This is a genomic window from uncultured Planococcus sp. (genome assembly GCF_947501725.1).
Taxonomy (GTDB): Bacteria; Bacillota; Bacilli; order Bacillales_A; family Planococcaceae; genus Planococcus; species Planococcus donghaensis_C.
Genome location: NZ_CANMXD010000010.1, coordinates 1 through 22488, shown reverse-complemented (window position 1 = coordinate 22488; position 22488 = coordinate 1). Strand labels below are relative to the sequence as shown.

23 protein-coding genes and 1 pseudogene are annotated in these 22488 nt (G+C 47.4%); 16 read left to right on the top strand and 8 right to left on the bottom strand.

All coding sequences use genetic code 11. The features are described 5' to 3' along the window. The first annotated feature begins 112 nt into the window (after positions 1-112). From Q0785_RS14585 to Q0785_RS14560, 6 genes and pseudogenes are all read left to right on the top strand, one after another. The gene (locus Q0785_RS14585) at positions 113-850 is read left to right on the top strand and encodes an NUMOD3 domain-containing DNA-binding protein (RefSeq protein ID WP_298831248.1); all 738 of its coding nucleotides are present in this window, start codon (positions 113-115) and stop codon (positions 848-850) included. A gap of 187 nt (positions 851-1037) precedes the next feature. After that, positions 1038-1700: pseudogene (locus Q0785_RS14580) on the top strand (ribonucleoside-diphosphate reductase subunit alpha); the annotation flags it as partial. Between the two features lie 12 nt (positions 1701-1712). After that, positions 1713-2759 carry a ribonucleotide-diphosphate reductase subunit beta gene (locus Q0785_RS14575; RefSeq protein ID WP_298831245.1) on the top strand — a complete coding sequence of 349 codons (1047 nt, stop codon included), beginning with the start codon at positions 1713-1715 and terminating at the stop codon, positions 2757-2759. After that, complete coding sequence (locus tag Q0785_RS14570; RefSeq protein WP_298831242.1) at positions 2740-3204, top strand: flavodoxin domain-containing protein; 465 nt, start codon at positions 2740-2742, stop codon at positions 3202-3204. The genes Q0785_RS14575 and Q0785_RS14570 overlap by 20 nt, the downstream gene beginning before the upstream one ends. 502 nt (positions 3205-3706) lie before the next feature. Further along, positions 3707-4111, top strand: a complete 405-nt coding sequence (locus tag Q0785_RS14565) for a DUF1259 domain-containing protein (protein WP_298831239.1) — start codon at positions 3707-3709, stop codon at positions 4109-4111. A gap of 26 nt (positions 4112-4137) precedes the next feature. Continuing rightward, the gene (locus tag Q0785_RS14560) at positions 4138-4485 is read left to right on the top strand and encodes a GNAT family N-acetyltransferase (RefSeq protein WP_298831236.1); all 348 of its coding nucleotides are present in this window, start codon (positions 4138-4140) and stop codon (positions 4483-4485) included. Positions 4486-4571: 86 nt separating this feature from the next. Here the strand turns inward: Q0785_RS14560 and Q0785_RS14555 are convergent, their stop codons facing one another. From Q0785_RS14555 to Q0785_RS14520, 8 genes are all read right to left on the bottom strand, one after another. Continuing rightward, the gene (locus Q0785_RS14555; protein WP_298831233.1) at positions 4572-5765 is read right to left on the bottom strand and encodes a thiolase family protein; all 1194 of its coding nucleotides are present in this window, start codon (positions 5763-5765) and stop codon (positions 4572-4574) included. Then, the gene (locus Q0785_RS14550) at positions 5762-6901 is read right to left on the bottom strand and encodes a muconate cycloisomerase family protein (RefSeq protein WP_298831230.1); all 1140 of its coding nucleotides are present in this window, start codon (positions 6899-6901) and stop codon (positions 5762-5764) included. The genes Q0785_RS14555 and Q0785_RS14550 overlap by 4 nt, the downstream gene beginning before the upstream one ends. Positions 6902-6921: 20 nt before the next feature. Next, entirely contained in the window at positions 6922-7563 is a 642-nt protein-coding gene (locus Q0785_RS14545; protein ID WP_298831227.1) for a 3-oxoacid CoA-transferase subunit B, read from the bottom strand. Continuing rightward, complete coding sequence (locus Q0785_RS14540; protein ID WP_298831224.1) at positions 7560-8246, bottom strand: CoA transferase subunit A; 687 nt, start codon at positions 8244-8246, stop codon at positions 7560-7562. Before Q0785_RS14540 ends, Q0785_RS14545 begins: the two co-directional genes overlap by 4 nt. Positions 8247-8267: 21 nt before the next feature. Then, positions 8268-8987, bottom strand: a complete 720-nt coding sequence (locus Q0785_RS14535) for a carboxymuconolactone decarboxylase family protein (protein ID WP_298831222.1) — start codon at positions 8985-8987, stop codon at positions 8268-8270. A 22-nt stretch (positions 8988-9009) separates the two neighbouring features. Then, positions 9010-10668: a DASS family sodium-coupled anion symporter gene (locus tag Q0785_RS14530; RefSeq protein ID WP_298831219.1), complete on the bottom strand. Its 1659-nt coding sequence runs from the start codon at positions 10666-10668 to the stop codon at positions 9010-9012. Between the two features lie 40 nt (positions 10669-10708). Further along, positions 10709-11542, bottom strand: a complete 834-nt coding sequence (locus Q0785_RS14525) for an alpha/beta hydrolase (RefSeq protein ID WP_298831216.1) — start codon at positions 11540-11542, stop codon at positions 10709-10711. 84 nt (positions 11543-11626) lie between these two features. Further along, the gene (locus tag Q0785_RS14520) at positions 11627-12394 is read right to left on the bottom strand and encodes a dioxygenase (protein ID WP_298831213.1); all 768 of its coding nucleotides are present in this window, start codon (positions 12392-12394) and stop codon (positions 11627-11629) included. A 172-nt stretch (positions 12395-12566) separates the two neighbouring features. Between Q0785_RS14520 and Q0785_RS14515 the strand changes: the two genes are divergently transcribed. From Q0785_RS14515 to phnM, 10 genes are all read left to right on the top strand, one after another. Beyond that, on the top strand, positions 12567-13373 hold the full coding sequence (locus Q0785_RS14515; RefSeq protein ID WP_298831211.1) for an IclR family transcriptional regulator C-terminal domain-containing protein: 807 nt from the start codon (positions 12567-12569) through the stop codon (positions 13371-13373). Between the two features lie 467 nt (positions 13374-13840). Continuing rightward, complete coding sequence (locus Q0785_RS14510; RefSeq protein WP_298831208.1) at positions 13841-14464, top strand: aminodeoxychorismate/anthranilate synthase component II; 624 nt, start codon at positions 13841-13843, stop codon at positions 14462-14464. Further along, positions 14439-16199 carry an aminodeoxychorismate synthase component I gene (pabB, locus tag Q0785_RS14505; protein ID WP_298831206.1) on the top strand — a complete coding sequence of 587 codons (1761 nt, stop codon included), beginning with the start codon at positions 14439-14441 and terminating at the stop codon, positions 16197-16199. The genes Q0785_RS14510 and pabB overlap by 26 nt, the downstream gene beginning before the upstream one ends. A 48-nt stretch (positions 16200-16247) precedes the next feature. Beyond that, on the top strand, positions 16248-16964 hold the full coding sequence (locus tag Q0785_RS14500) for a GntR family transcriptional regulator (protein WP_298831742.1): 717 nt from the start codon (positions 16248-16250) through the stop codon (positions 16962-16964). A gap of 213 nt (positions 16965-17177) precedes the next feature. Then, positions 17178-17600 (top strand): phosphonate C-P lyase system protein PhnG, encoded by a 423-nt coding sequence (gene phnG, locus Q0785_RS14495; RefSeq protein WP_298831203.1) that lies wholly within the window; start codon positions 17178-17180, stop codon positions 17598-17600. A gap of 36 nt (positions 17601-17636) precedes the next feature. Then, positions 17637-18233: a phosphonate C-P lyase system protein PhnH gene (gene phnH, locus Q0785_RS14490; RefSeq protein ID WP_298831200.1), complete on the top strand. Its 597-nt coding sequence runs from the start codon at positions 17637-17639 to the stop codon at positions 18231-18233. Then, complete coding sequence (locus Q0785_RS14485) at positions 18234-19349, top strand: carbon-phosphorus lyase complex subunit PhnI (protein WP_298831196.1); 1116 nt, start codon at positions 18234-18236, stop codon at positions 19347-19349. Continuing rightward, entirely contained in the window at positions 19339-20205 is an 867-nt protein-coding gene (locus tag Q0785_RS14480; protein ID WP_298831193.1) for an alpha-D-ribose 1-methylphosphonate 5-phosphate C-P-lyase PhnJ, read from the top strand. Before Q0785_RS14485 ends, Q0785_RS14480 begins: the two co-directional genes overlap by 11 nt. Continuing rightward, positions 20198-21037, top strand: a complete 840-nt coding sequence (locus Q0785_RS14475; RefSeq protein WP_298831190.1) for an ATP-binding cassette domain-containing protein — start codon at positions 20198-20200, stop codon at positions 21035-21037. Before Q0785_RS14480 ends, Q0785_RS14475 begins: the two co-directional genes overlap by 8 nt. A gap of 13 nt (positions 21038-21050) precedes the next feature. Further along, positions 21051-22232, top strand: a complete 1182-nt coding sequence (phnM, locus tag Q0785_RS14470; RefSeq protein ID WP_298831185.1) for a phosphonate metabolism protein PhnM — start codon at positions 21051-21053, stop codon at positions 22230-22232. Positions 22233-22488: the final 256 nt, after the last annotated feature.

Genomic DNA, 22488 nt, shown 5'->3' with positions numbered 1-22488 from the left:
GGCTTAAAGGGGTAACTCTTTAAGAAAACCCTGTTAAACGGGGAAACTCTCAAACGAGACAATCCCGTGCTAAATTATCTCAATTGAATCTAAAGGAAAGGAGGACAAAGTAATGAAGGGAATTTATTCGATTTTAAATAACGAAACGGGTAAGTATTATATCGGGGAAACTGTAAATTTAAATAGGCGGAAAATTGGTCACTTCTCAGAACTAAGAAAAAATAGACACAAAAACGATCATCTTCAAAAAAGTTTTAATAAGTACGGAGAAGAAGCTTTTGTTTTCACTGTAATAGAAGAAAATGAAAAGTTCACCCAAGAAGAACTTTATGCTCTTGAGGCATATTATGTCGTAAAATATAACAGTTTTGCTCACGGATATAACTTAACTTTAGGTGGTACAGGAACAAAAGGTCGGCTATTTTCTGAAGCAGAGCGAAGACTCAAATCAGAAAAAATGACAGGGAGTGGAAATCATTTTTATGGGAGAAGCCACTCTGAGGAAGTTAAAAAGCTACTCTCAGAAAAAGCTTCTTTGAAAACAGGAGAAAAAAATCCTTTTTTCGGAAGAACTCATATAAGTGACTGGAAAGAAATAAGAAGGCAGCTGTATAAAGAAAAAAGTATGAGCGGATGGGTTTCAAGTAATAAAGGAGTTCCTAAGCCTAAGTTGGCTGTGGAAAGCATGAAAAAAAATATGCCTCATAGAAAAGAAATCTTAGTTGATGGAATTTGTTATCTAAGCATATCTGAGTGTGCAAAATTAACCGAGATTAAGCGTACTACTATCCGAGCTAGACTAAAAAACGATAATTTCCCAAATTATTTATATAAAACAGTTGAGATATAAAAGCCTAACGACTATCGAAACCACTCCTTAGAGGAGACAAGGGAGTAGAGTACACTATAAGTTTATGATAGTGGAAAAGCAGGGGTTCCTTAAAAAAGGAACGTGATATAGTCTAATCTGCATGGTGACATGCAGCAGTTCATAAGAGAACGGATAAAGGCTTACGACCTTTATTGAATAGAAATGAGGATTAGGAACTTTTGGTTGGCACCATCTCCTGGCGCTTGAAGGCATCCATTGGGAAACGGAAAAAGCCGTTGAATTTGCGGATACGCTGTACGAAGAAATCGCTTATCAAACGATCCGCGCTTCAATGAAGCTGGCCGAAGAAAAAGGAGCCTTCAGTAAGTTTTCAGGATCTGAGTGGCAGACAGGCGAGTATTTTGAGCGCCGGAATTACAAAGGTGAACGCTGGAACCAGTTGCAGCAGGAAGTTGCAGCAACCGGTGTCCGCAACGGCTGGATGATGGCCGTGGCACCGAACTCGTCGACTGCAAAAATCGGCGGTTCGACAGATGGCATCGATCCCCTATATGCCGTCGAATACGCGGAAGAGAAAAAGAATTTCAAGTTCAAAGTGACAGCGCCAGATTTGGATCACAACACTTATGATTATTACCGCCGTGCACGCCACATACTGGACCAGAAATGGAGCATCCGCCAGAACGCAGCACGCCAGCGGCATATCGATCAATCCATCAGCTTTAACTTTTACGTGCCGCATACCATTAAAGCGAAGGAATTGCTGGAGCTTCATCTGGAAGCGTGGCAGCAACATCTGAAGACGACCTATTATGTCCGCAGCACATCACAGGCGGAAATCGAAGAATGCGAAGCATGCCAAAGCTAAAGGAGGATCTTCATGACCATACATGAACCGTTGACAAAGATTAAATTACTGAATCCGGAACATCCGAACAAATCGACTGGCGTCTTGAACGGCCAGTCTTCGGGCTTATTGAACTGGAACGATATCGCTTATCCGCAAATGTACGATCTGTACCAGGCGCTTTTAGCTAATTTTTGGAAAGCGCAGGAGATTAATATGCAGGACGACATCAAGCAATGGGACAGCTTGACTGATGTGGAAAAAGACGTCTTTTTGCGCATCAATACGCAGCTGGCTTCACTCGACAGTTTGCAGACGCCGACAATGAGCCAGGCGATGGATTATGTCACGGACTCCAGCTTCAAGGCCATTTTCGCGGTCATTTCCCAACAGGAAGCGGTCCATACCGAGTCGTATTCCTATATCTTAAGTTCGCTGGTCTCGGTCAGTGAGCAGAATGCGCGCTTCGACCAGGCGAAAAGCGATCCGGTTGTCCAAAAGCGCAACGAGTTGATTTTGGATGCCTACGAGGAATTCCGGCAAAATCCGACGCCGCAAAGCCTGTTCAAGCTGAGCGTCAATTCCATCAACCTGGAAGGCATCTATTTTTATGCCGGCTTTGCCTTTTTCTATCATCTGGCGCGCCAGCAGAAGATGCTGAAGACCAGCACGATGATCAGTTATATTCAGCGTGACGAGATGCAGCATGCTTATTTTATTGCCCAGTTTATCCGGATTATGCTGACGGAAAACCCAGAACTGAATTCAGACGAAAATATCCAGTACATCTACACGACCATCGACCGGGCCGTAGCACTTGAGAAGGAATGGGCACATTACATTCTGGAGGATATCGAGGGACTGGATCTAGTGGAGTTTGATGGTTATGTGGAGTATTTGGCCAACAAACGGCTGCGCCAGCTGGGATTGGACAATCTTTACGAAGAGCGCAGCAATCCGATGCCATGGATTCAAGTTTTTGGAGACGATATGATGAACGATACCAAATCCGACTTTTTCGAACAGAAATCACGGACCTATACCAAAGTGTCGCAGTCGAATGGCTTTGACGAACTATAGCCCGAAGCTTGCGATTGTCTATGCCTCTGTTACCGGAAATACGGAGCAATTGGCAGAGATGCTGCAGGAGACTGCACAGAACCAAAGCCTTGATGCAAAGCTGTACCGGGTAGAGGAGTTTCCTTTGTTCGAACTGCCCAGTTATGATGGAGTATTGATCGGCACTTATACATGGGGAAGCGGCGAAATTCCGGAAGAAATGCATGCTTTGTACCAGGCGATCGAGTGCTTGGACAAAAAAGAGCTGCAAACAGCGGTTTTCGGAACCGGCGACAGTTTTTTCGCGGAGTTCTGCGGCGCGGTCGACCGCTTCCGCGACATGCTTTTCGTAAAGACCCAGCTGGTGGCGACCTTGAAAGTGGAATTGATGCCGCAGCCAAGTGATGCTTCCCGCTGTAAGAAATTGATGGAGCTTTTCAAAGGAACGTACCATACAGATTTTTAAAGAGAAGCCCATCTATGTGGAAAAAAGGCTGACTTCAGTGAAATGATTCCATTTGTCGGAAAAGTGTTTTATTTCAGAAAAAGGGTATATATAAATTAAAAGAATTTAAACCATCAAAAGCAGTAGTGAACGGGATCAAATGGTAGAAACTCCTGACTCTTATTCGGCGTAATTTCCGGTTTTATTAATATAAAAATAGCATAGAGAACAAATTTAATGGTTTTTTGTAGAAGAATTTGGGTCAAAGGTTTTACTTTTGTTTCAAGTGATGATAAGTTAGGGAAGAGCGGAAAACACTTGGATTTCCGTTAAATCCAATCCACTTTAAGCTGCAAGCTTACGGAATATAAATAGCCGGAATAAGTTGGCTGGGTGTAACAGACGATAGTGCTGTAGACAACGCCGAAAAGAGTCTTTCGATTCTTTTCGGCGTTTTCGTATAGAATTTTACTGTTTTTTACAATTATTAATATCATCTGGAAAAAAAGAAAGGATGAGAGGGATGGAACAACTAGAGCAATTGGCCGAACAGGTTGGCCTGCTGATGAATTCCGAAGTAGAACTGCAGGGCAAAGAATGCTTGATCAAAAGAAAAAGAACCATCAATATTTCTTCACACAGTAAAAACTTCACCTGTACATTGGATCATGATATTTCTTTCAAGAATCTAAAAGACAACGGAAAAGCTTTCAACCAAGCAGAAATATTTTTATTGCCAGGGGAGTTAGCGTCCTTTATCAATGCGCTCCACAGGCATCCGATTCCATTGCCGACAACTTACCAGCATCGAATGGATAGCAATCCGGATATCATCTGCGTCTATTTGTCTTCAGAAGAAGCTCCTGAGGATTTCGCTGCCAGGCTGTCTGCCGCTTTCGATGCCATCGAACAAAATACGCTTGTTTGAGCAACTGCTTAAGGAAGGAGATTCCAATGCTTAGCAGATATAAACGACCGCACGAAAAAATCGCTATGGGTCTGTTGTCATTCATGCCCAAGGAACGGAATGTAAAACAACTGAAAAAAACCATGGAATTGTATAACGAACGCCCCGACTGGCAGCTTTTCCTTTGGAAAGCAGACGATGATTATGTGGGCGCCATCGGTATTCATATAGAAGACGACGACAGCTTCACCGTTCAGCACATATCCGTGATCCCTTCGTTTCGGGGGGAAGGAATCGGTCATCGGATGGTGGAACGTGTCGAAAGGCAAATGGCAGGCAGAAAAGCGAAGGCGGCTGAGGAAACCAAGCCGTTTGTGATGAGATGCAGGGTTTGAAGGGCAGATTAGGTGAAAAATGAATGGATGCAAAGCATAAGTAAAGGCAGGAGCCCGATTTTTTCCGGTGCTCCTGCCTTTTTCTGTTATGCGTTCAGGTTTTCAATAATCGTTGCAATTCCCATGCCGCCAGCGATACAGAGTGTCACCAATCCGTATTTTTTGCCGGTGCGTTCAAGTTCATGCGTTAATTTCGTCAAAAGGATGGCGCCTGTTGCACCGATGGGATGGCCCATCGCAATCGCGCCGCCGTTTGGATTGACCTTGCTGCGGTCCAGTCCCAACTCATTGATGCAGGCGACGGATTGGGAAGCGAAGGCTTCGTTCAATTCGACGATATCAATGTCTTCCACTTTTAAGCCCGCTTGTTTCAATGCCTTGAAACTTGCTTGAACGGGTCCCATTCCCATCAGTTCAGGGGAACAGCCGACAGAGGCTTGGGCAAGGATACGGGCTTTTGGCTGATAGCCGCGCTTGGCAGCTTCATCTTCCGACATGACGAGTAGAGCTGCCGCTCCGTCATTCCGTCCGCTGGCATTGCCTGCAGTGACCGTGCCGCCTTCTTTGAAGACCGGCTTCAAGAGCGATAATTTCTCAAGCGTCGTTTCGCGCGGATGTTCATCCGTTTTAAACTCGCTGACGCCTTTCCGGGTTTTGACCGGGTAAGGGGCAATCTGGGTTTCAAAATAACCTTTTGAAATCGCATTGGCGGCTTTTTCCTGGCTTTCCAAAGCGAATTCATCCTGCTGCTGGCGTGAGATGCCGTATTTATCCGCGACGTTTTCAGCTGTAATGCCCATGTTCAGTTCGCCATAAGTTTCACGTGGCTGCGATCCCGGCTGGCTTGCCGTATTGGGATCTTTTAACAGGGTATCCCCGGATTTCGTTCCGAAACGGACATTGTTGACGTAATAAGGGGCTGTGCTCATCGACTCGGCTCCACCAGCGATGATGATATCGCTGAGGCCTGTCTGAATTTGCTGAGCCGCTGAATTCAATGCCTGTACACCGGAACCGCATTGGCGATGGATGGTATAGCCGGGCACTTCAGCCGGGATGCCTGCGCGCAGCATAGCAACCCTGGCCAAATTGGAGACGTCGGCGCTTTGTTTAGCCTGTCCTAAAATGACTTCTTCCACAGCGGAAGGTTCCAATTGAGTTCGGCGCAGCAATTCTTCAATGACATGGGAGCCGAGAAAGTCGACCGTTTCGTTTCCGATGCCGCCGCCCAGTTTGCCGATGGCGGTACGGACTGAATCTACTATCACTGTATTTCTCAAATCGTCATCTCCGTTTCTGACTGGAACTTGCGTGCGTAATGTTTCACTTTTTCCTTGTCGATCTCCATGCCGAAGCCGGGACCGTCCGGCACAATGACTTCAAAGTTCTCAAAGCGGATGTTGTTGGTTGTGAGAGTGTCTTTAAATAATAATGGGCCGAATATCTCGGTGCCGAATTTCATTTCAGGAAGAGTGGCATATAACTGGGCGCACATGGCGGTCCCTAGACTCGATTCGATCATGGTACCGCCGTATAGACCGAGTCCTGAAGCTTCTGCAATGCCGGCCACTTTTTTCGTCTGTGTCAATCCGCCATGCTTGCAGGGCTTCAACGCGATGGAATTTCCGGCGCGGTATTTGGCTATCCGAAAAACATCCTGGATGCTGGTTGCCGCTTCATCCGCCATGATCGGCACGGTGAATTTAGCGGTTAAACGTGACATGCCTTCGAAATCCCAGGCCTGCAGCGGCTGTTCGACCATTGAAACACCGGCATCCTGAAGGGAAGCGATGCAGTAATTTGATGTATCCTCATCCCAAGCCTGATTGACATCGACCGTCAACCGCGCCTGATCGCCGAGTGCTTGTTTGATTTTCCGGACATGCTCCACGTTTTGGTAGGGATCGCCCTTGCCGATTTTCAGCTTGAAGATGTTATGTCGTTTCTTCTCGAGCATTTCCTGTGCTTCTTCGATATCGGTTTCCGTATTGCCGCTTGCCAGTGTCCAGGCAATCGGCAATGACTTATGGATTTGTCCCCCGAACAACTCAAAGGCAGCGATGTTTTTGCTTTTGGCTGCCAGGTCCACAATGGCACCTTCGACCAGAGCTTTGGCGAAGTAATTGCCGCGTACGAGCTTTGATACATCGTTCATGATCTTATCGAAATGGATAGGGTCCTGGCCAATAACCAAAGGCGTGACATAAGCATCGATATTGGCTTTGATCGCTTCCGGCGTGGATTCGCCATAGGAAGCACCGCCGATAGTGGCGACTTCCGCCCAGCCTTCGCGTCCGTCTTCGTCTGTAGCGCAACCGAGCAAGATCGTCTGCGAGACGATGGTATGCATCGCCAGTTGATGCGGCCGGATGGTCGGTAAATCGACTATATAAACGTCAAGTGAACGTATTTTCATGCGTATAAACCCTCTTTCTTCTATTCTGTAAAGGCTGCTTCGGTTTTTTCGCGAACTTCTTCGATGGTTGCGCCAGGCATCAGGTCCACCAGCTCTAGTTGGCCGGCGTTCACTTTGAATACCGCCAGTTCTGTAAAGATCATATCGACTTGGCGTGTGGAAGTGATCGGATAGGTGCATTCCTTCAATAGCTTGGAACTGCCGTCTTTCGAAGTGTGGCTCATCGTCACAAATACTTTTTTCGCTCCGACCAGCAAGTCCATCGCGCCGCCGACACCCATGATATTTTTGCCGGGTACGGCCCAATTGGCGATAACGCCGGTTTCATCCACTTGAAGGGCGCCAAGAATGGCTACATCCACATGGCCGCCGCGGATCATGGCAAACGAGTCCGAGCTGTTGAAGAAGGAAGCGCCAACCGCTTCGCCGACCGGCAATTTACCGGCATTGACCAAGTTGGGATCAATCGCTTCATCCGCTACATCGGTTACCCCGAGCAATCCGTTTTCTGTGTGGAGGTAAATATTGTCCTCTGTCATGTATTCCGCGACCAAAGTCGGGATTCCTATGCCCAAATTGACGATGCACGGACCTGCGAGTTCCAGTGCGACGCGTTTAGCAATCCCGTGCTGCATTTCTGATTTGCTCAATTGAACCGTCATACTGCCACCACTCCTTCTTTCGTCAACACTTGCTGTGCTTTGACGATCGTATCGATATAGATGAAGGGCGTAACTACTTCTTCGGGATCTAATTCGCCCGCTTCAACGATTTCATCCACTTCGACAATGACGGTTTTCGCAGCAGTAGCCATCAACGGGTTGAAGTTGCGTGCCGTTTTGTAATAAACCAGGTTTCCGAGCGTATCCGCTTTGTGGGCGCGGATCAAAGCTACGTCTGCACGGATGGCTTTTTCAAGAATATAGTGGATGCCATCGATTTCACGTTCTTCTTTGCCGATCGCCAAATCGGTACCGACACCTGTAGTTGTATAATAACCGCCAAGGCCTGCGCCGCCTGCGCGAAGTGATTCAGCGAGCGTGCCTTGCGGAAGCAATTCCAGTTCGATTTCACCATTCTGGTATTTGTCACCGACATCACGGTTGCTGGTGAAATAAGAGCCGATGCCTTTTTTGATTTTATTTTGATTGAGCAGAATTCCGAGTCCTTTGCCGGATTCGCCGAGGTTGTTGCTGACGATGGTCAAGTCGGTGACATCGCGTTCAGTCAACCCTTCGATCAAGGTAAGGGGGGCGCCGATCAGGCCGAACCCGCCGACTAGTACAGTGTCTCCAGATTTGATGCATTCCAAAGCTTGTGTGATATCTTGCTGTATTTTTGACATCTGAAATCCTCCATTCGGTGATTAGTCGGTTGTTTTCAATGAGTCGCTCAATTCGAACCAGGCAGGGATGCCGGCAGTCAGGATGCAGATATAGCCGATATCCGCCAGGTCCGCTTCCGATGCGCCAGCTGACCGCGCCTTATCCATCCAAGGGGCCGCACCTTTGCCGTTCAATTCCACGATGAAATTGCCGGCCATGTTCAACTGCTTCAAACGTGAGGATAACAGTCCATCCCCCAAAATCTTGGTTTGAATCTCTTCAGGGTTTCCGGAGCGGATAACTGCTAAGGTTTCTTTAAGATAAGACGTATCTTCGCCGTCCAGCCAGTCAATGATGGTAGTAAGGGAATCCGCAGCATGTTCGGGAGCCGGGTCCTGCCGTACTGCTGTTTTTCCCTGCAATTCGAGTGCATAGGAAATCGCTTCAAGGGACAACGCCAAGGCTTTATCGCCTTTGTATAAGTAGGCAGTCAGGAAAAACTCCGCCAGTTCCGGTACGGTATAGCCAAAGTCGATGGCGCCTTTTGTATGGAACAGCATGCTCCGGGAGTACAGGCGAGCCGCGTTCATACTGGCGATCAAAGCATCTTTTTCCTTGCGGGACAAGGAACCATCCTGCATGATTTCTCCGCGTATTCCAGTATAGGTGTCCAATACAGCCGGGCTGTAATCGTGCATTTTCTGGACCCATCCAGGCACCTCATCGTACACTTCTTTGAAATAATCTAACGCTTTGCTCATATTCTCACTCCTGGATTTTCATTTATTTTAAGCTGTCGGGGTATTCGTGCTGATTGATGCCAAAAACGACCGGTAGGATAAAGTAGACGAATACGACGATGAGAAGGAAAGCGAGAACCGTCAGTCCGGAACCTCTTCTCAGCATATCGACCATCGTGATTTTTCCGGTTGCAAAGATGATGGCGTTGGAAGGCGTACCGATCGGCAGCATGAACGCAAATCCGGCGCCCATTGCAACAGCGGTCATCAATGGCAGGGGATGGACATCGATCGCTAAAGCGAGCGCGGCAGTGATCGGCACCAAAATGGTTACCGTTGCAGTGTTTGGCGTCACTTGTGTCATGGCGATGCCGAGTAAAGTGGTCACCGCAAGAATCAGCAGGTAGGAAGTGCCTTCAAGCAGCAGCAATTGGCTGCCGATCCATGAAGCCAGGTCTGTACCATTAAAGCCCGATGCCAGTGCCAGCCCGCCGCCGACCAACAGCAGAACGCCCCACGGCATGTTCTTCAGCGAATCGCCATTTAAAATCCGGTCTCCCGAATCGCCTGAAGCAGGGATCAAGTGGAGAAGGATAGCGGCGACCATAGCAATCATCGTATCGCTCAATCCTGGAATGATGTCGCTCCAGATAAAGGTTCTCGTCATCCACATGAAGGCGGTCAGAGTGAAGATCGTCAAGACGATTTTTTCTTCGTAACTCATGACGCCAAGCTCTTTTTTGCGGTCAACCACAAACTGTTTACCGTTTCGGATATTTTTAACTTTCATCGGGTAAGCGATTTTTGTAATATAGAAAATCGAGACGATCATCAGCAATGTCACTAACGGAAAGGCGAAAATGAAGAACTGGGCAAAGGAAATTTCAAAGCCGAGCAGCTCACTGGCCAGTCCCGCAAGCACCAAGTTCGTCGGTGTCCCGATCAAGGTGGCGCTGCCGCCGATCGTTCCGCCAAAACCGATGGCAAAGATGATGGACTTGGTGAACTTCGTTTCTTCTTCTTTTGTATAGACGTCATCTTCCTTCATCAAAGTGACGACTTTTGCGATAATCGCCAAACCGATCGGAATCATCAGCATGACCGTAGCCATATTGGAAACCCACATCGACAGGAAACCTGTAGCCAGCATAAAGCCGAGTACCAGGCCTGACGTGCTGGCGCCTACGGCACTGATGATGGACAAGGCGATTCGTTCGTGAAGGTTCCAGCGTTCCAGCGCCAAAGCGAGGGCGAATCCACCGATGAACAGGAAGATCAAATTATCGCCGTAGCTCGAAGCGACAACGCCGGCCTCTACTGTCTGCAGCAAAGGCAAAAGAACCAGCGGCATCAACGAAGTGATTCCAAGCGGCATCGCTTCAAGGATCCACCAGACGGCCATCCATGCAGTTACGGCCAACACTGACCGGCCTTCTGTGCTGAGTCCGGGAAGCGGCAGTAAGAACAATATCAGCAGAAATAAAGCGGGACCTAAAAACAGTCCGATTTTTTGGGACAGGTTATAGGATTTCTTGCGAAAGGTTTTTTCGTTTTCCTGGGACGAGGATTCTTTTTCGGTAAACTCCGCAGTTGCTACCCCAGCACCGCCGGAATTCCGCAGCTCTGCCATCGTCAGCAGATCTTTCGTTTGCTTATGTGATTTCCACATGCTTGTCTTTAAGGTCTTCAATGTGTATTTCATAGATGATTTCCCCCCATACACCCCTTTGCAGGATGTTGTTCTACAATTTTTTCAGGAAGCTGTCGGCTGCCTGCAGAATCTCTTCGCGTTGTTCAAAAACCATGGTGTAATGGTTGGCGCCTGAAACGATGGTCTCGATTTTCTTGGTGTGTTTTTGTGTTTCATCATAATCTGACAGGTAAAACAGAGGCGGCATGGAGCCGATATTCCCTTCGGCGTAAACCAGCAGGACAGGACACTCGATCTGCGGGCAGATTTCCACCGGATCAAAGGAATAAAAACTATCGAAGTCTGTCACGATGCGCGATTCAGTGACTTTGTTTTCCCAATGGCCATTTACAGGGCCGACTTCATATTCCGCTGTTTCCTGTAATACTTCGTTCCACTCGATTCCGAGAGTTGCGTAAATCTTTTGGATTTCTTCTGTGTAATGCTGCTTAGAAGTGAATTCACGGCTGATTCTTCCAAGGGAAGGTTGGACAATCCCTCTTTGGTGTTCGGATGCCTTGGCAGCGCCATCGAGCAAAATTAATGCCTTGACCGATTTCAGACGGCTGGCGACAATCGCAGAAATGAAAGCACCCATCGAATAGCCGAGCAAGATCGGGTTGACGACCTTCAATTCTTCAATCAAGCCTAAAATATCATCGGCGTGCTTGAAGATGGAGGTGTCGGGATCCGCTGCTGTACTGTTGCCGCGGCCGCGGAGGTCTACCGCGATAAAGCGATAATCGCCTTTAAACTGTTCAGCATAATAATGCATATTCTTATGTGTCCCAGTTAATCCGTGTATCGCAATGATCGTCCCTTTCTCTCCTGGATAATCGGCTACTTGAATTTCGTTTCCATTGACCTCTACTTTGTAAAGTTCCACTTAAATCCACTCCAGTTCATATTTGTCAGTTCCTGTATTAAAAAGAATCAGCTGCCAAGAAAATCCCGGCAGCTTTTACTTGGCTTATTCAGTTCTCATAACAAAATTCAATGAAGCTTCTTTGTGATCGCCCTTATCTTCAAGCTTTGTTAAAAGAGAAGAACGGACGCCGCCGGCAACATCTGTCTCCAGCCATTCATCGCCTTCGAAAAATACTTGCGTAATCAAGGTCTCATGTCCTTCATGCTCGAACTTGATGTGGATATGGGCTGGACGGTAAGCGTGGTAGCCGGCTGCAAAAGTGAATTCACCAGTCGGGCCGCTTGTTGGAATTTGGTAAGGGATCGGCACGATGGAATGCACTTCAAAATCACCGTTTTCATCTGTATGGAACTGACCGCGCAAATTGAAGGCCGGCGCAGTTGAGTCATAGTTTGAATACAAGCCATCTGCATCATCCTGCCACCATTCCACTTTCGTTTTTGCCAACGGTCCGTTGACAGAGCTGACATTTCCACGGAACGTCAATTTGTCGCCGGGCTCGTCTTCTCTCTGTGGCATCACAAACGGTGATTCCTCAAGAACAGGCGATCCTTCTTCATAATAAGGTCCAAGCAGGGAAGGCTCAGTTCCCGGAGAATCTTTGTATTTCGATTCCAATACATGGGTTTCCACAAAAACATCAAGGAACAAAGGAATCTCTCCGCTGCGTCCTAAGCGATCTGCCCATTTGACGAAGTTCGTATATTCTTCATGATTGAATTGCTGCTCATCCAGGAAGTTCTTCAAATGCTTAACAAACCCTTCATAAGCTCCCAATACGCGTTCGTTTACTACTGTTTTTTCTGTCATCTCAAATTCCTCCTAATAATGGGATGGTATTTTAAGTGTGAAAGCGTAAATGTAAACGCCTTCACAATCGGTAAAAAATATAATGCTTGCAGATTGGAATTAAATATTGTACGATATACGTACAATGTATCGTTATGCGTACAATGTCATCTTAGCACAGGGGGTAGTGGTCTTGTCAATAAAAGAATCAGACAATTTTAAAAATAGTGGGGATTACATCCAATCACTGGACCGGGGATTGCAGGTCATCCAAGCTTTTTCCCAGCAGGATCGATCTCTTACAGTCAGTGCTGTAGCAAAGAAAACAGGCTTAAGCCGGCCGACAGCCCGAAGAATCCTTTTAACCTTGGAACATCTGGGATTTGCGGAATCCGAAAATAGTGCGTATTCGCTTACGGCGCGGACTTTATCGCTTGGCTATGCTTATCTGTCATCGAATAACACATGGAGTTTGGCTCATCCTTTTATGAGAGAGTTTGTAGCGAAAACGGAAGAATCGTGTTCGATCTCTATTTTGGACGGTACTGACGTTCTTTATGTGGCACGGGTTTCGACCAAGCGCATCATGTCCATCAACCTGGACGTCGGTTCACGTCTACCGGCGTATGCCACTTCAATGGGGCATGTCCTGCTTGCCTATTTGCCTGAGGAAGAACTGGAGAGGTATATGGACGCCATTGATTTCGAACAATTTACAAGCAAGACCATCACGGACAAAGAGCAATTGCGCCAAACCCTCGCTGAAGTGCGTGAGCGCGGCTGGGGTGGGGTGGATCAGCAATTTGAAGAAGGGCTGCGTTCCATCGCCGTACCGCTGCGCAACAAATCGGGTAAAGTCATTGCTGCCATCAATTGTTCTGCCCATGCCGGAAGAACCTCGAAGGAGTTGCTGAGGGAAGAATTCTTGCCGATTCTGAAGGACAGTGCTGAAAAAATAAGCCAGGCGATTGCAGCCACGGATACTTCGCCTTATGTGTAACGGATAGTAAGATGCAAAATCGCCGAAAGGCGGTTTTTTTATTGGCTAATAATTTGAAGCCAGAGAGCCGCTTCTGCCTCTGGGAAATTTCCATCTGAGCCATTCTACAGCGTATAATAAAAGCATCTATAAAAGTTGAACTAATGATTTTCGCCTGCTGATTTTCCGCAAATTAGCTCCTAAAAACTCGGTGCTCCTGCATCGCTGTGAAATCCCGTAGGGGTCTCCGCTGATTTGCTTCATATCTTTTATAAATACAGTGGAATCACAGAGGCTCGCTTTGAATTCACTCCATCTTTTAGCGCCGGCGCGTCCCGGGGCTAGGCGAAGCAAGAAGACTGGCGTTCTTTGCCTGGCTTCTTGCGGGAGCTATGCCCAAAGCGTCCGAAGCGTTGTGTAAAAGGTAGTTTCTTTAGCTCAACTCATATGACAGATAAAAATAAAGTGAAATTAAAGAGGTGTCCATCATGATCATCGTCATCGATAACCAGGATTCATTCACCTACAATCTGGTTCATTATTTTGAGCAATTGGATCCAGCCGTGCTGGTTTTTCAGAATGGGGAATTGACGGCAAAACAAATAGAGGCATTTCTGCCGGAGCTGATTGTGCTGTCACCCGGTCCGGGGCGTCCGGCGGCAGATGGGGTGAGCAAGGAAGTACTGGAGAAGCTGAGCGGGCAGATTCCCATACTGGGTGTTTGCCTTGGGCATCAAACCATCATTCAGCATTTCGGGGGACAAATCGTTAAGGGAAACCGACCTATGCATGGAAAAGTCTCCATGCTGACGCATAAAGGAGAAGGGCTGTTCAAAGGGATTTCCAATCCGACTGCTGTGACTCGATATCATTCTTTGGTCGCGGAAGAACCACTGCCTGAATGCCTATCGGTGACCGCCCGTTCAGAAGATGGGGCGGTTATGGCAGTTCGCCACCGGTATTTGCCGATCGAAGGCATACAGTTCCATCCGGAATCGATTTTGACCTTGGAAGGTTTCAATATGCTGAAGAATAGTTATGAACTGGCAAAGCAATGGAAAGAAAATAATAAGGGAGGTGCTGGACATGCAAAACCCTTACCTACTGTATGAGTTTCGAAATGAGGACGAGGAAGTTGAGCCGCTCTTGTTCAGTGAACCTTTAGAGGTCTTTGAAACAAGCGCTCTTTCGGAAGTGGCGGAAATTCTGGAGAAGGTGGAAAAGGCGGTTGGTGATGGATTCTACGCAGCGGGCTATGTCTCCTATGAAGCAGCTCCGGCTTTTCACCCGGAAATGAACGTGCAAACCGGAGGCGAAATGCCGCTTGTCTGGTTCGGAATCTTCAATGAGTCGAAAAAAAACTTTTCGATTGAGAAAGAACAGCAGCCTTACAGTGTGTCGGAGTGGAAAATGGTGAGCTCCGTGGAGCGGTACAAAACTGGGATTCAACAGATTAAGCAGGCAATCGAAGAAGGCGAAACCTACCAGGTGAATTATACGGAACGGCTTGTTGCGGAATTTACGGGCAGCGGCTTGGCGTTCTACCGCCAACTGGCCAGAAATCAGCAAGCTGACTATGGTGCGTACCTGAACCTTGGAAGATTCCGTGTACTGTCAGCATCTCCAGAGCTGTTCTTTAAAGTCCAGGACGGAACGCTGACAGCCAAACCCATGAAAGGTACAGCACCAAGAGGACGTACAACGCAGGAAGACCGGGAACTGGTCACGGCATTGCGGGCTTCTGAAAAAGAACGGGCTGAAAACCTGATGATCGTTGACTTGCTTCGAAATGATATGAGCCGCATAGCCAAAAAGGGCACAGTCAAAGCGGATCCGCTGTTTACAGTGGAAACCTACCCGACCGTCCATCAGCTGACCTCGACGATAGAAGCCCAACTGGATAATACAACAACTATCCTGGACTGGTTTCAAGCTTTGTTTCCATGCGGATCAATTACAGGTGCACCGAAAATTAGTACGATGAACTACATAGCCGAACTGGAACAGACGCCGAGAGAAGTGTATTGCGGTGCTATCGGTTTCATCACGCCGACCAAAGACGCTGTCTTCAATGTGCCCATCCGTACAGTCGTCATCGACCAGGAAAAAGAGACCGCTCGCTATGGTGTGGGAGGCGGCATCACTTGGGATTCGACTTCGGAAGGGGAATACCGGGAACTGCAGACAAAAGCAGAAGTGTTGACAGCGAAACGGCCGGTATTCAGCCTGCTGGAATCCTTGAAACTGAAGGACGGAAACTACCCGTTGCTGCGGTATCATTTGGCACGTCTCAAAGATTCAGCGGATTATTTTCATTTCCCGGGAAATATTCCGGAAATCGAAAGTGAGTTAAATCAGTTAGCAGAAACCTACCCGGTAGGCACCTACAAGGTTCGCATGCTCCTGGATGACAAAGGACAGACGAAACTGGAGGCACAGAAAACTGCAACGATCGATAAACCGATAAAATGCTCGCTTGCCTCTTCGGCAGTGGACAGCAGAAATCCGTTCCTGTTCCATAAAACGACGCACCGTGAAGTATACGACAAGGCCAGCGCCAAACTGCCGGATGACATATTTTCAGTTTTGTTATGGAATGAAAAACAGCAGCTGACGGAATTCACCATCGGCAATGTGGTGCTTGAAAAGAATGGGCGGTTTTTCACGCCTCCGGTTTCCTGCGGATTGTTGGCAGGCACGTTTAGGCAGCAGTTGCTGGATCAAAAGCTGATTGAAGAAAAAGTCATCCTTAAGGAAGAGCTTCAGGAATATGAGGGAATTTGGCTGATCAACGGGGTGCGCGGCTGGTTGGCTGTGGAACTGATGAGGAACGTAAAACCAAGTTAAACAACCCACTGGATGGTGAATCGAAAGCGATGGAAAGGGTGGCTTATTATTTCACTCGACAAAGAAACACAAATTCTGGATGAGTTAATGGAAAAAATTGCATCAAAGAAATTTTCAGCCGGTGAAAAGTTGCCTTCAGAAAACAAGTTAGCCGATCGCTATGGAGTGCCGCGCATGACTGTGCGTGCGGCATTGACTAAGCTGGAAGAACGGGGCTACATCTATTCGAAGCAAGGTAAGGGAAGATTTTTAAAAGAAGAGTCCACCCAAATTCAGTTGCATTTAACCGGCAAAATCAGCTTTACTGAAAAGATGGAGCAGGCCGGTTATGATTTAGAAACGCGGCTCATCAGTTGCGAAAAAATTCGCTATGATGAAAAAATCTATAAATCATTAGCATGTGGATCAGGGGACAGCGTTTATAAGGTTTCCCGAAGCCGATTTATCGGCGGGCAACCGATGGCCATCCACAAATCCTTTGTAAGCGAAAAGATGTTTCCTGAAATCAAAACAGAAGGACCCGATATCCGCTCAATGTTCGCTTATTACCGAAAGCACGGCCATACTGAGTTTGCCAACAACAAAACCTTGCTAAGTATCTCTTTTCCGACATCAACAGAACAACAGCTTTTGCAATGTAAAAGCATGGTGCCTCTCATTATGGTGGAAAGTGACTGCATCGATGCAGCGACAGGAGATGTGCTGGAACATACTAAAATCTTATACCGCAGCGATAAATTCAAATATGATATCACGATGGATTAAAAAAACAGGCAAAGGAGAAACGATCCTTTGCCTGTTTTTTTTATGCTTAAGAAAGTGTAGCTTTGAGTTTTTCTTTTATTGTTTAGGCTGTAAGTGCGCTTGCGCTTTTCTTGTCACGATTGTGAAGCACCTTTACACAAGCTTTACGAGAGCTTAAAACACAGCCACTTGGCGACAAGTTACGATGAACTTACAGACAAGGAGGCAGCGACTATGAAAAGACGCAGAAGAACAGAAATCCTTATTCAAGGTGATGGACATTTGGCAAAGAATTTGGCAGCCAGCATCGCGGAAAAATACGAATGCCGTGAAATCAGTGCGCCGGAGCAAGGAATGATTATGGTCAAAATGAGGGAGACAGCAAAAAATTCCTTGTTTTATATAGGAGAAGTCCTGATAACAGAAGCGAAAGTGGAGATTTCAGGAAAAATCGGAACGGGCTTGCTGGTAGGCATGGATGAACAACGAGCCAGCGATTTGGCGATCATTGACGCCGCTTATAAGGCGCAATTGCCTGAAACAGCTGAATGGGAATCTTTGCTTTTAGACGAAGAACAGCAGATCCATGTAGCCAAAGCGCAGCAGCAAGCAGGCCTTTTCGAAACAAAAGTAAATTTTGAAACAATGGAAGTCTGAGAAAACAAATTACATGATCTGACCAGGAGGGATTATATGGCGATTGACCAAATTCATGACTTGCAGCAAGTTTATCGGAAACTATTACATAGTATGTCACGGCCAGGAACCATCTCATCGATTGAGCAGGAGACAGAAAATATGGATGTGGATTTCGGCTGTGCCGATGCCTTGATGTTAAGTGCGATGGTGCTGCTGGATGCGGAAGTCACTTTTCATGTCCTGTCTAAAAAACGGAGAGATCTGATCGAGAAGATTTCGGAATACACTTCAGCCCGCTGTGTTCCGTTGCAGGAAGCGGATTTCATCATCGTACTGCAGGAAGACGGAGAATCGGAAATTTTAGAAGCTATGGCACAATGCAAAATAGGCAACTTGATCGATCCACAGCAATCCTCGACTTGGATTATTGAAACTCCAGCTTTATCGAACAAAGGCGGATTGCTGCTGACTGGACCAGGAATCGAAACGGAAGCTCATTTGGCGATGAGGCAATCATCCGAATTCTGGCAAGCCAGAGACAGCCGCATCAAAGAGTATCCGATGGGCATTGATATGATCTTTGCGGATGGCTCTTCTCAAGTCGCTTGTCTGCCAAGAACGGTTACGGCCATTTTAATGGAGGTGGAGTAAATGGGCTATGTTCCTGTAAAGGGTGGAACTCAGGCTATCGAGGCTTCGATTAAACGTCTGACTTATGAACGGTTAAAAGGTGAAGAAATTTTAGAGGTCAATACGATCCTGGCGACGATGGGCAGCATGGTGGATCAGGTGATGTCTGAAAGCAGCCTGTATTCACCGGAACTCGCGGCTTTGGCCATCAAACAGGGAGAAGGCAGCATGGAAGAAGCTGTATTCCTGATGCGCGCGCACCGCTCGACTTTGCCGCGCCATTATTACAGCGAGACTGTCGAAGCGGAAACCATGCTGGTCGAACGGAGGATATCGGCAAGTTTCAAGGATATTCCAGGCGGCCAGTTATTGGGTGCCACCTATGATTACACACACCGGCTGCTGGATTTCAGGTTGTTGGAAGAAAGCATGGAAACGAATCGCAAGTGGCTGCAGGATTATAAAAATAACTTGTTAGCCCTTCAAGGCTCAACAGAAGTGGTTTATTTTCCGAAAGTCGTCGATTATCTTCGGCAGGAAGGCTTGTTTGAGACATACGAACCGGATAATACACTCCCGGCCGATGTCACCAAGAAAAGCCTTCAGTTTCCGACGACAAGAAGCGCCCGTCTGCAGGTCCTGACACGGGGACAAACAGGCACCGTAACATCATTCGGCTACGCATCGCTGCGGGGATATGGACAAGTTCATCCCACTGTAGGTGAAGTTCGTGTCGGTAAAATACCGATTTACACAGCACATCCAAACGAAGTGGATTCGGATCCAGATAATCAGTTCTATATCGGTAAAATTCGCATAACGGAAGTGGAATCGTTTGTGCCGGTAACTGTAAAAAATGACAACAATGAAGATGAACTGGAGTTTGAAATCGGCTATGGCGTCTGCTACGGGCAAAATGAAACAAAAGCGATTGCCATGAGCATACTGGATCAATGCCTGGAACATCCGAATGCGGATTTTCCGACTCATGATGAAGAATTTGTGTTATTGCATCTCGATTCAGTAGAATCCACCGGTTTTATTTCCCACTTGAAACTCCCACATTACGTCACGTTCCAGTCGAAGCTCGATAGTATCCGCCAAGTAAAGAAAGGGGTGCAGGAAGTTGAGAGCTAAACCGCATTTTGCATTTTTTGATGAAGGATCCAAAAAAGAGATTCGGCGGGCTACATTGAAAGCTGTTGCTATTCCGGGCTATCAAGTACCTTTCGCGTCGCGGGAAATGCCGATTGCACGCGGCTGGGGAACAGGCGGTTTGCAGTTGACGCTGTCCTTGATCGGCAAAACGGATGTGCTGAAAGTCATCGACCAAGGAGCCGATGAATCGGTCAATGCAGTCAGCATTAAAAAGTTGGTTCAGGAAACGACAGGAGTCCAAATAACCGATCAAACCGAAGAAGCCGACCTTATCCAGTCGCGCCACCGCATCCCTGAAACACCTATGACGAAAGATCAGATCCTGGTTCTTCAAGTGCCGATGCCTGAGCCTTTGCGTCCTGTCGAAGCGCGCGAGTACATGACCAAACGCATGCATTCTGAAGACGATTACAGCGGCGCCTGGCTGATGCTGTTCGAGCAGATCGTCAAATACGGGAAAACGGCAACTGCTGCGGATCACCCGGTTTATGTCAACGGGCGCTATGTGATGGCGCCAAGCCCGATTCCGCGCTTTGATAATCCCAGAATGCATCAATCCGAAGCGTTGATTTTACTCGGTGCGGGACGCGAGAAGAAGATCTATGCTGTACCACCCTTTACGAATGTTGAATCATTGGCATTTGAAGATTACCCATTTGCTGTTGAATCATTTAAAGGCAAGGAATGCCAGTTATGCGGATCAGCACACGTCTTTCTTGATGAATTGATTGATCAGAAAACAGGAGAGCCCGTCTATCAATGCAACGACACCAGTTATTGCATGGAACAGCTGAATAGCAGGGAGAAAGCCGAGGTGGAGAGCAGTTATGCATGAAGAACCGATTCTAAAAGTACGTAACTTGCGAAAGCAATTTGGTCCCGGTTGTTCTCAATGCAACAATTTAGATTCTAATCGTTTGGAAAAAAACTACTGCACGGTATGCGGCACAGTCTATGCAGTTCGTGACGTGTCACTGGATGTATATCCTGGTGAAATTCTAGGGATCGTCGGAGAAAGCGGCAGCGGCAAATCCACATTGATGCAATGCCTATACTTTGACACTGACGTTGCGTCAGGGGAGGCGTATATCAATACACCCGCTTTGGCAGGCTTCAATGTCTTTGATTTGTCTTCACAGCAAAAACGTTCCATCCGCAACCACGATTATGGGATGGTTTATCAAAATCCGGTGCATGGATTGAAAATGAATTTTTCCTCTGTGGGAAATATTGCAGAAAAGCTCATTGCGGCGGGCAATCGGAATGTTGGGAATATGGAAACAACAAGCAAAAGGCTGCTGGACAATGTCCATATCCCGCTTCATCGCATGAAAGAAGAACCGCGCAACTTTTCAGGGGGTATGCAGCAACGCGTCCAGATTGCTAAAGCATTATCGAATAATCCACCCATTCTGTTTTTAGATGAAGTGACAACCGGACTCGATTTGTCGGTTCAGGCAAATGTTCTGGATCTGATCAAAAGAATCCAGCGTGAACTTGGAATCAGCATGATCGTGGTATCGCACGATTTAGCGGTTATCCGCATGCTCGCTGACCGGACCATTGTCATGCTGAATGGGGAAATCATCGAACAGGGCTTGACGGATCAAGTATTAGAAGACCCACAACATGCGTACACGCAACAACTCGTGTACTCATTACTCTAGGAGGATCGATGCTTTGTATATTATCCATAATGGCAAAATCGTAACCGAGCAATCAATAGCCGAAGGATTGGCAGTCGTAGTGGAAGGGGAAATTATCAAGTCGATTATTCCGGAAGAACAGGTAGCGGATTATCCCGATGCCAGGCTGATCGATGCCAACAGGGGCTATATCTCTCCAGGCTTTATCGACATCCATTCCGATTACATCGAAACGATTGCTTCTCCGCGTCCGACCAGCATGATGGATTTCGACATCAGCCTGCGTGAAGCGGAAAAAATTCTTATCAGCCACGGCATCACAACGATGTTCCACTCCCTGTCGTTCTATAAAGAAGATGTTTTCTCCCACAAACCAATGCGCAATCCGAACAATATCCAACGCATGGTGGATGCCATCGAAAAGACGCATAACCGGCTGCATTTGATTCGCCATCGTCTGCATGCCCGTTTCGAAATCGATAATATCGATGAAGTGGATCAGTTGGTGAAAAATATTGAAGACGGCAAAGTGCACCTGCTGTCATTCATGGACCATACACCGGGGCAAGGCCAGTACCGCAACCTGGAAGTCTACCGGGAAACGTTGAAAGGCTACCGCGAAATTTCAGATGAAGACGTCAATGTGCTCATTGCAGAGCGCCAAAGCACCGAATGCCTGGCTGCTGAAAAAATTAAGGAAGTGGCGGATATCGCGCTCACCCGCGGAATCGCCGTCGCTTCCCATGATGACGATGACGTGAAGAAACTGGATTTGGTGAAAAGCTTCGGCACCACCATCAGCGAGTTTCCGATTACGCTCGAAGTCGCCATCAAAGCCAAGGAACTGGGCATCCACACAATCGCCGGAGCCCCAAATGTGATGCTGGGAGGTTCCCATTCAGGAAATCTGTCAGCCGCAGAAGCCATCAGCCATGGGTGCATGGATATCCTGTGCAGCGACTATTATCCACCTGCTTTGCTTCATGCCGTATTTGATCTGCATGAGAAATATGGCAACGATCTGCATGCGATGTTCATGATGGTCACGTTGAATCCGGCAAAAGCGGTGAAGATGGACCATGAGCTGGGTTCGATCAAACCCGGGAAAAGAGCCGACATACTGGTGATTGAACGCATGGATGACGGCTATCCGATGCTGACAGCAACCATGGTCAACGGCGCGTTGATTACGACGACGAATTACCGGTTGAAATAAAGAAAAGCGGAAGCGCCCGTGTAGCTCTGCCGGGCATAAGACGATCTGGCGAAGTGGCGTTCTTTGCCACACAGCCAGAGTGGCTTATGACCCAAAGAGCTGGGCGCTGGAGTCTGGACAAAGAAAAGCGGAAGCGCCCGTGTAGCTCTGCCGGGCATAAGACGATCTGGCGAAGTGGTGTTCTTTGCCACACAGCACGAAAAGTAGAAGTGCCTATTCAGCTCTGACAGGTGTAAGATGAGCTGGCGAAGCGGTA

Coding starts and splice junctions, on each gene's coding strand:
- Q0785_RS14585 (WP_298831248.1), top strand. CDS start 113: ATGAAGGGAATTTATTCGATTTTAAATAACGAAACGGGTAAGTATTAT.
- Q0785_RS14575 (WP_298831245.1), top strand. CDS start 1,713: ATGACCATACATGAACCGTTGACAAAGATTAAATTACTGAATCCGGAA.
- Q0785_RS14570 (WP_298831242.1), top strand. CDS start 2,740: ATGGCTTTGACGAACTATAGCCCGAAGCTTGCGATTGTCTATGCCTCT.
- Q0785_RS14565 (WP_298831239.1), top strand. CDS start 3,707: ATGGAACAACTAGAGCAATTGGCCGAACAGGTTGGCCTGCTGATGAAT.
- Q0785_RS14560 (WP_298831236.1), top strand. CDS start 4,138: ATGCTTAGCAGATATAAACGACCGCACGAAAAAATCGCTATGGGTCTG.
- Q0785_RS14550 (WP_298831230.1), bottom strand. CDS start 6,901: ATGAAAATACGTTCACTTGACGTTTATATAGTCGATTTACCGACCATC.
- Q0785_RS14545 (WP_298831227.1), bottom strand. CDS start 7,563: ATGACGGTTCAATTGAGCAAATCAGAAATGCAGCACGGGATTGCTAAA.
- Q0785_RS14540 (WP_298831224.1), bottom strand. CDS start 8,246: ATGTCAAAAATACAGCAAGATATCACACAAGCTTTGGAATGCATCAAA.
- Q0785_RS14535 (WP_298831222.1), bottom strand. CDS start 8,987: ATGAGCAAAGCGTTAGATTATTTCAAAGAAGTGTACGATGAGGTGCCT.
- Q0785_RS14530 (WP_298831219.1), bottom strand. CDS start 10,668: ATGAAATACACATTGAAGACCTTAAAGACAAGCATGTGGAAATCACAT.
- Q0785_RS14520 (WP_298831213.1), bottom strand. CDS start 12,394: ATGACAGAAAAAACAGTAGTAAACGAACGCGTATTGGGAGCTTATGAA.
- Q0785_RS14510 (WP_298831208.1), top strand. CDS start 13,841: ATGATCATCGTCATCGATAACCAGGATTCATTCACCTACAATCTGGTT.
- pabB (WP_298831206.1), top strand. CDS start 14,439: ATGCAAAACCCTTACCTACTGTATGAGTTTCGAAATGAGGACGAGGAA.
- phnG (WP_298831203.1), top strand. CDS start 17,178: ATGAAAAGACGCAGAAGAACAGAAATCCTTATTCAAGGTGATGGACAT.
- phnH (WP_298831200.1), top strand. CDS start 17,637: ATGGCGATTGACCAAATTCATGACTTGCAGCAAGTTTATCGGAAACTA.
- Q0785_RS14485 (WP_298831196.1), top strand. CDS start 18,234: ATGGGCTATGTTCCTGTAAAGGGTGGAACTCAGGCTATCGAGGCTTCG.
- Q0785_RS14475 (WP_298831190.1), top strand. CDS start 20,198: ATGCATGAAGAACCGATTCTAAAAGTACGTAACTTGCGAAAGCAATTT.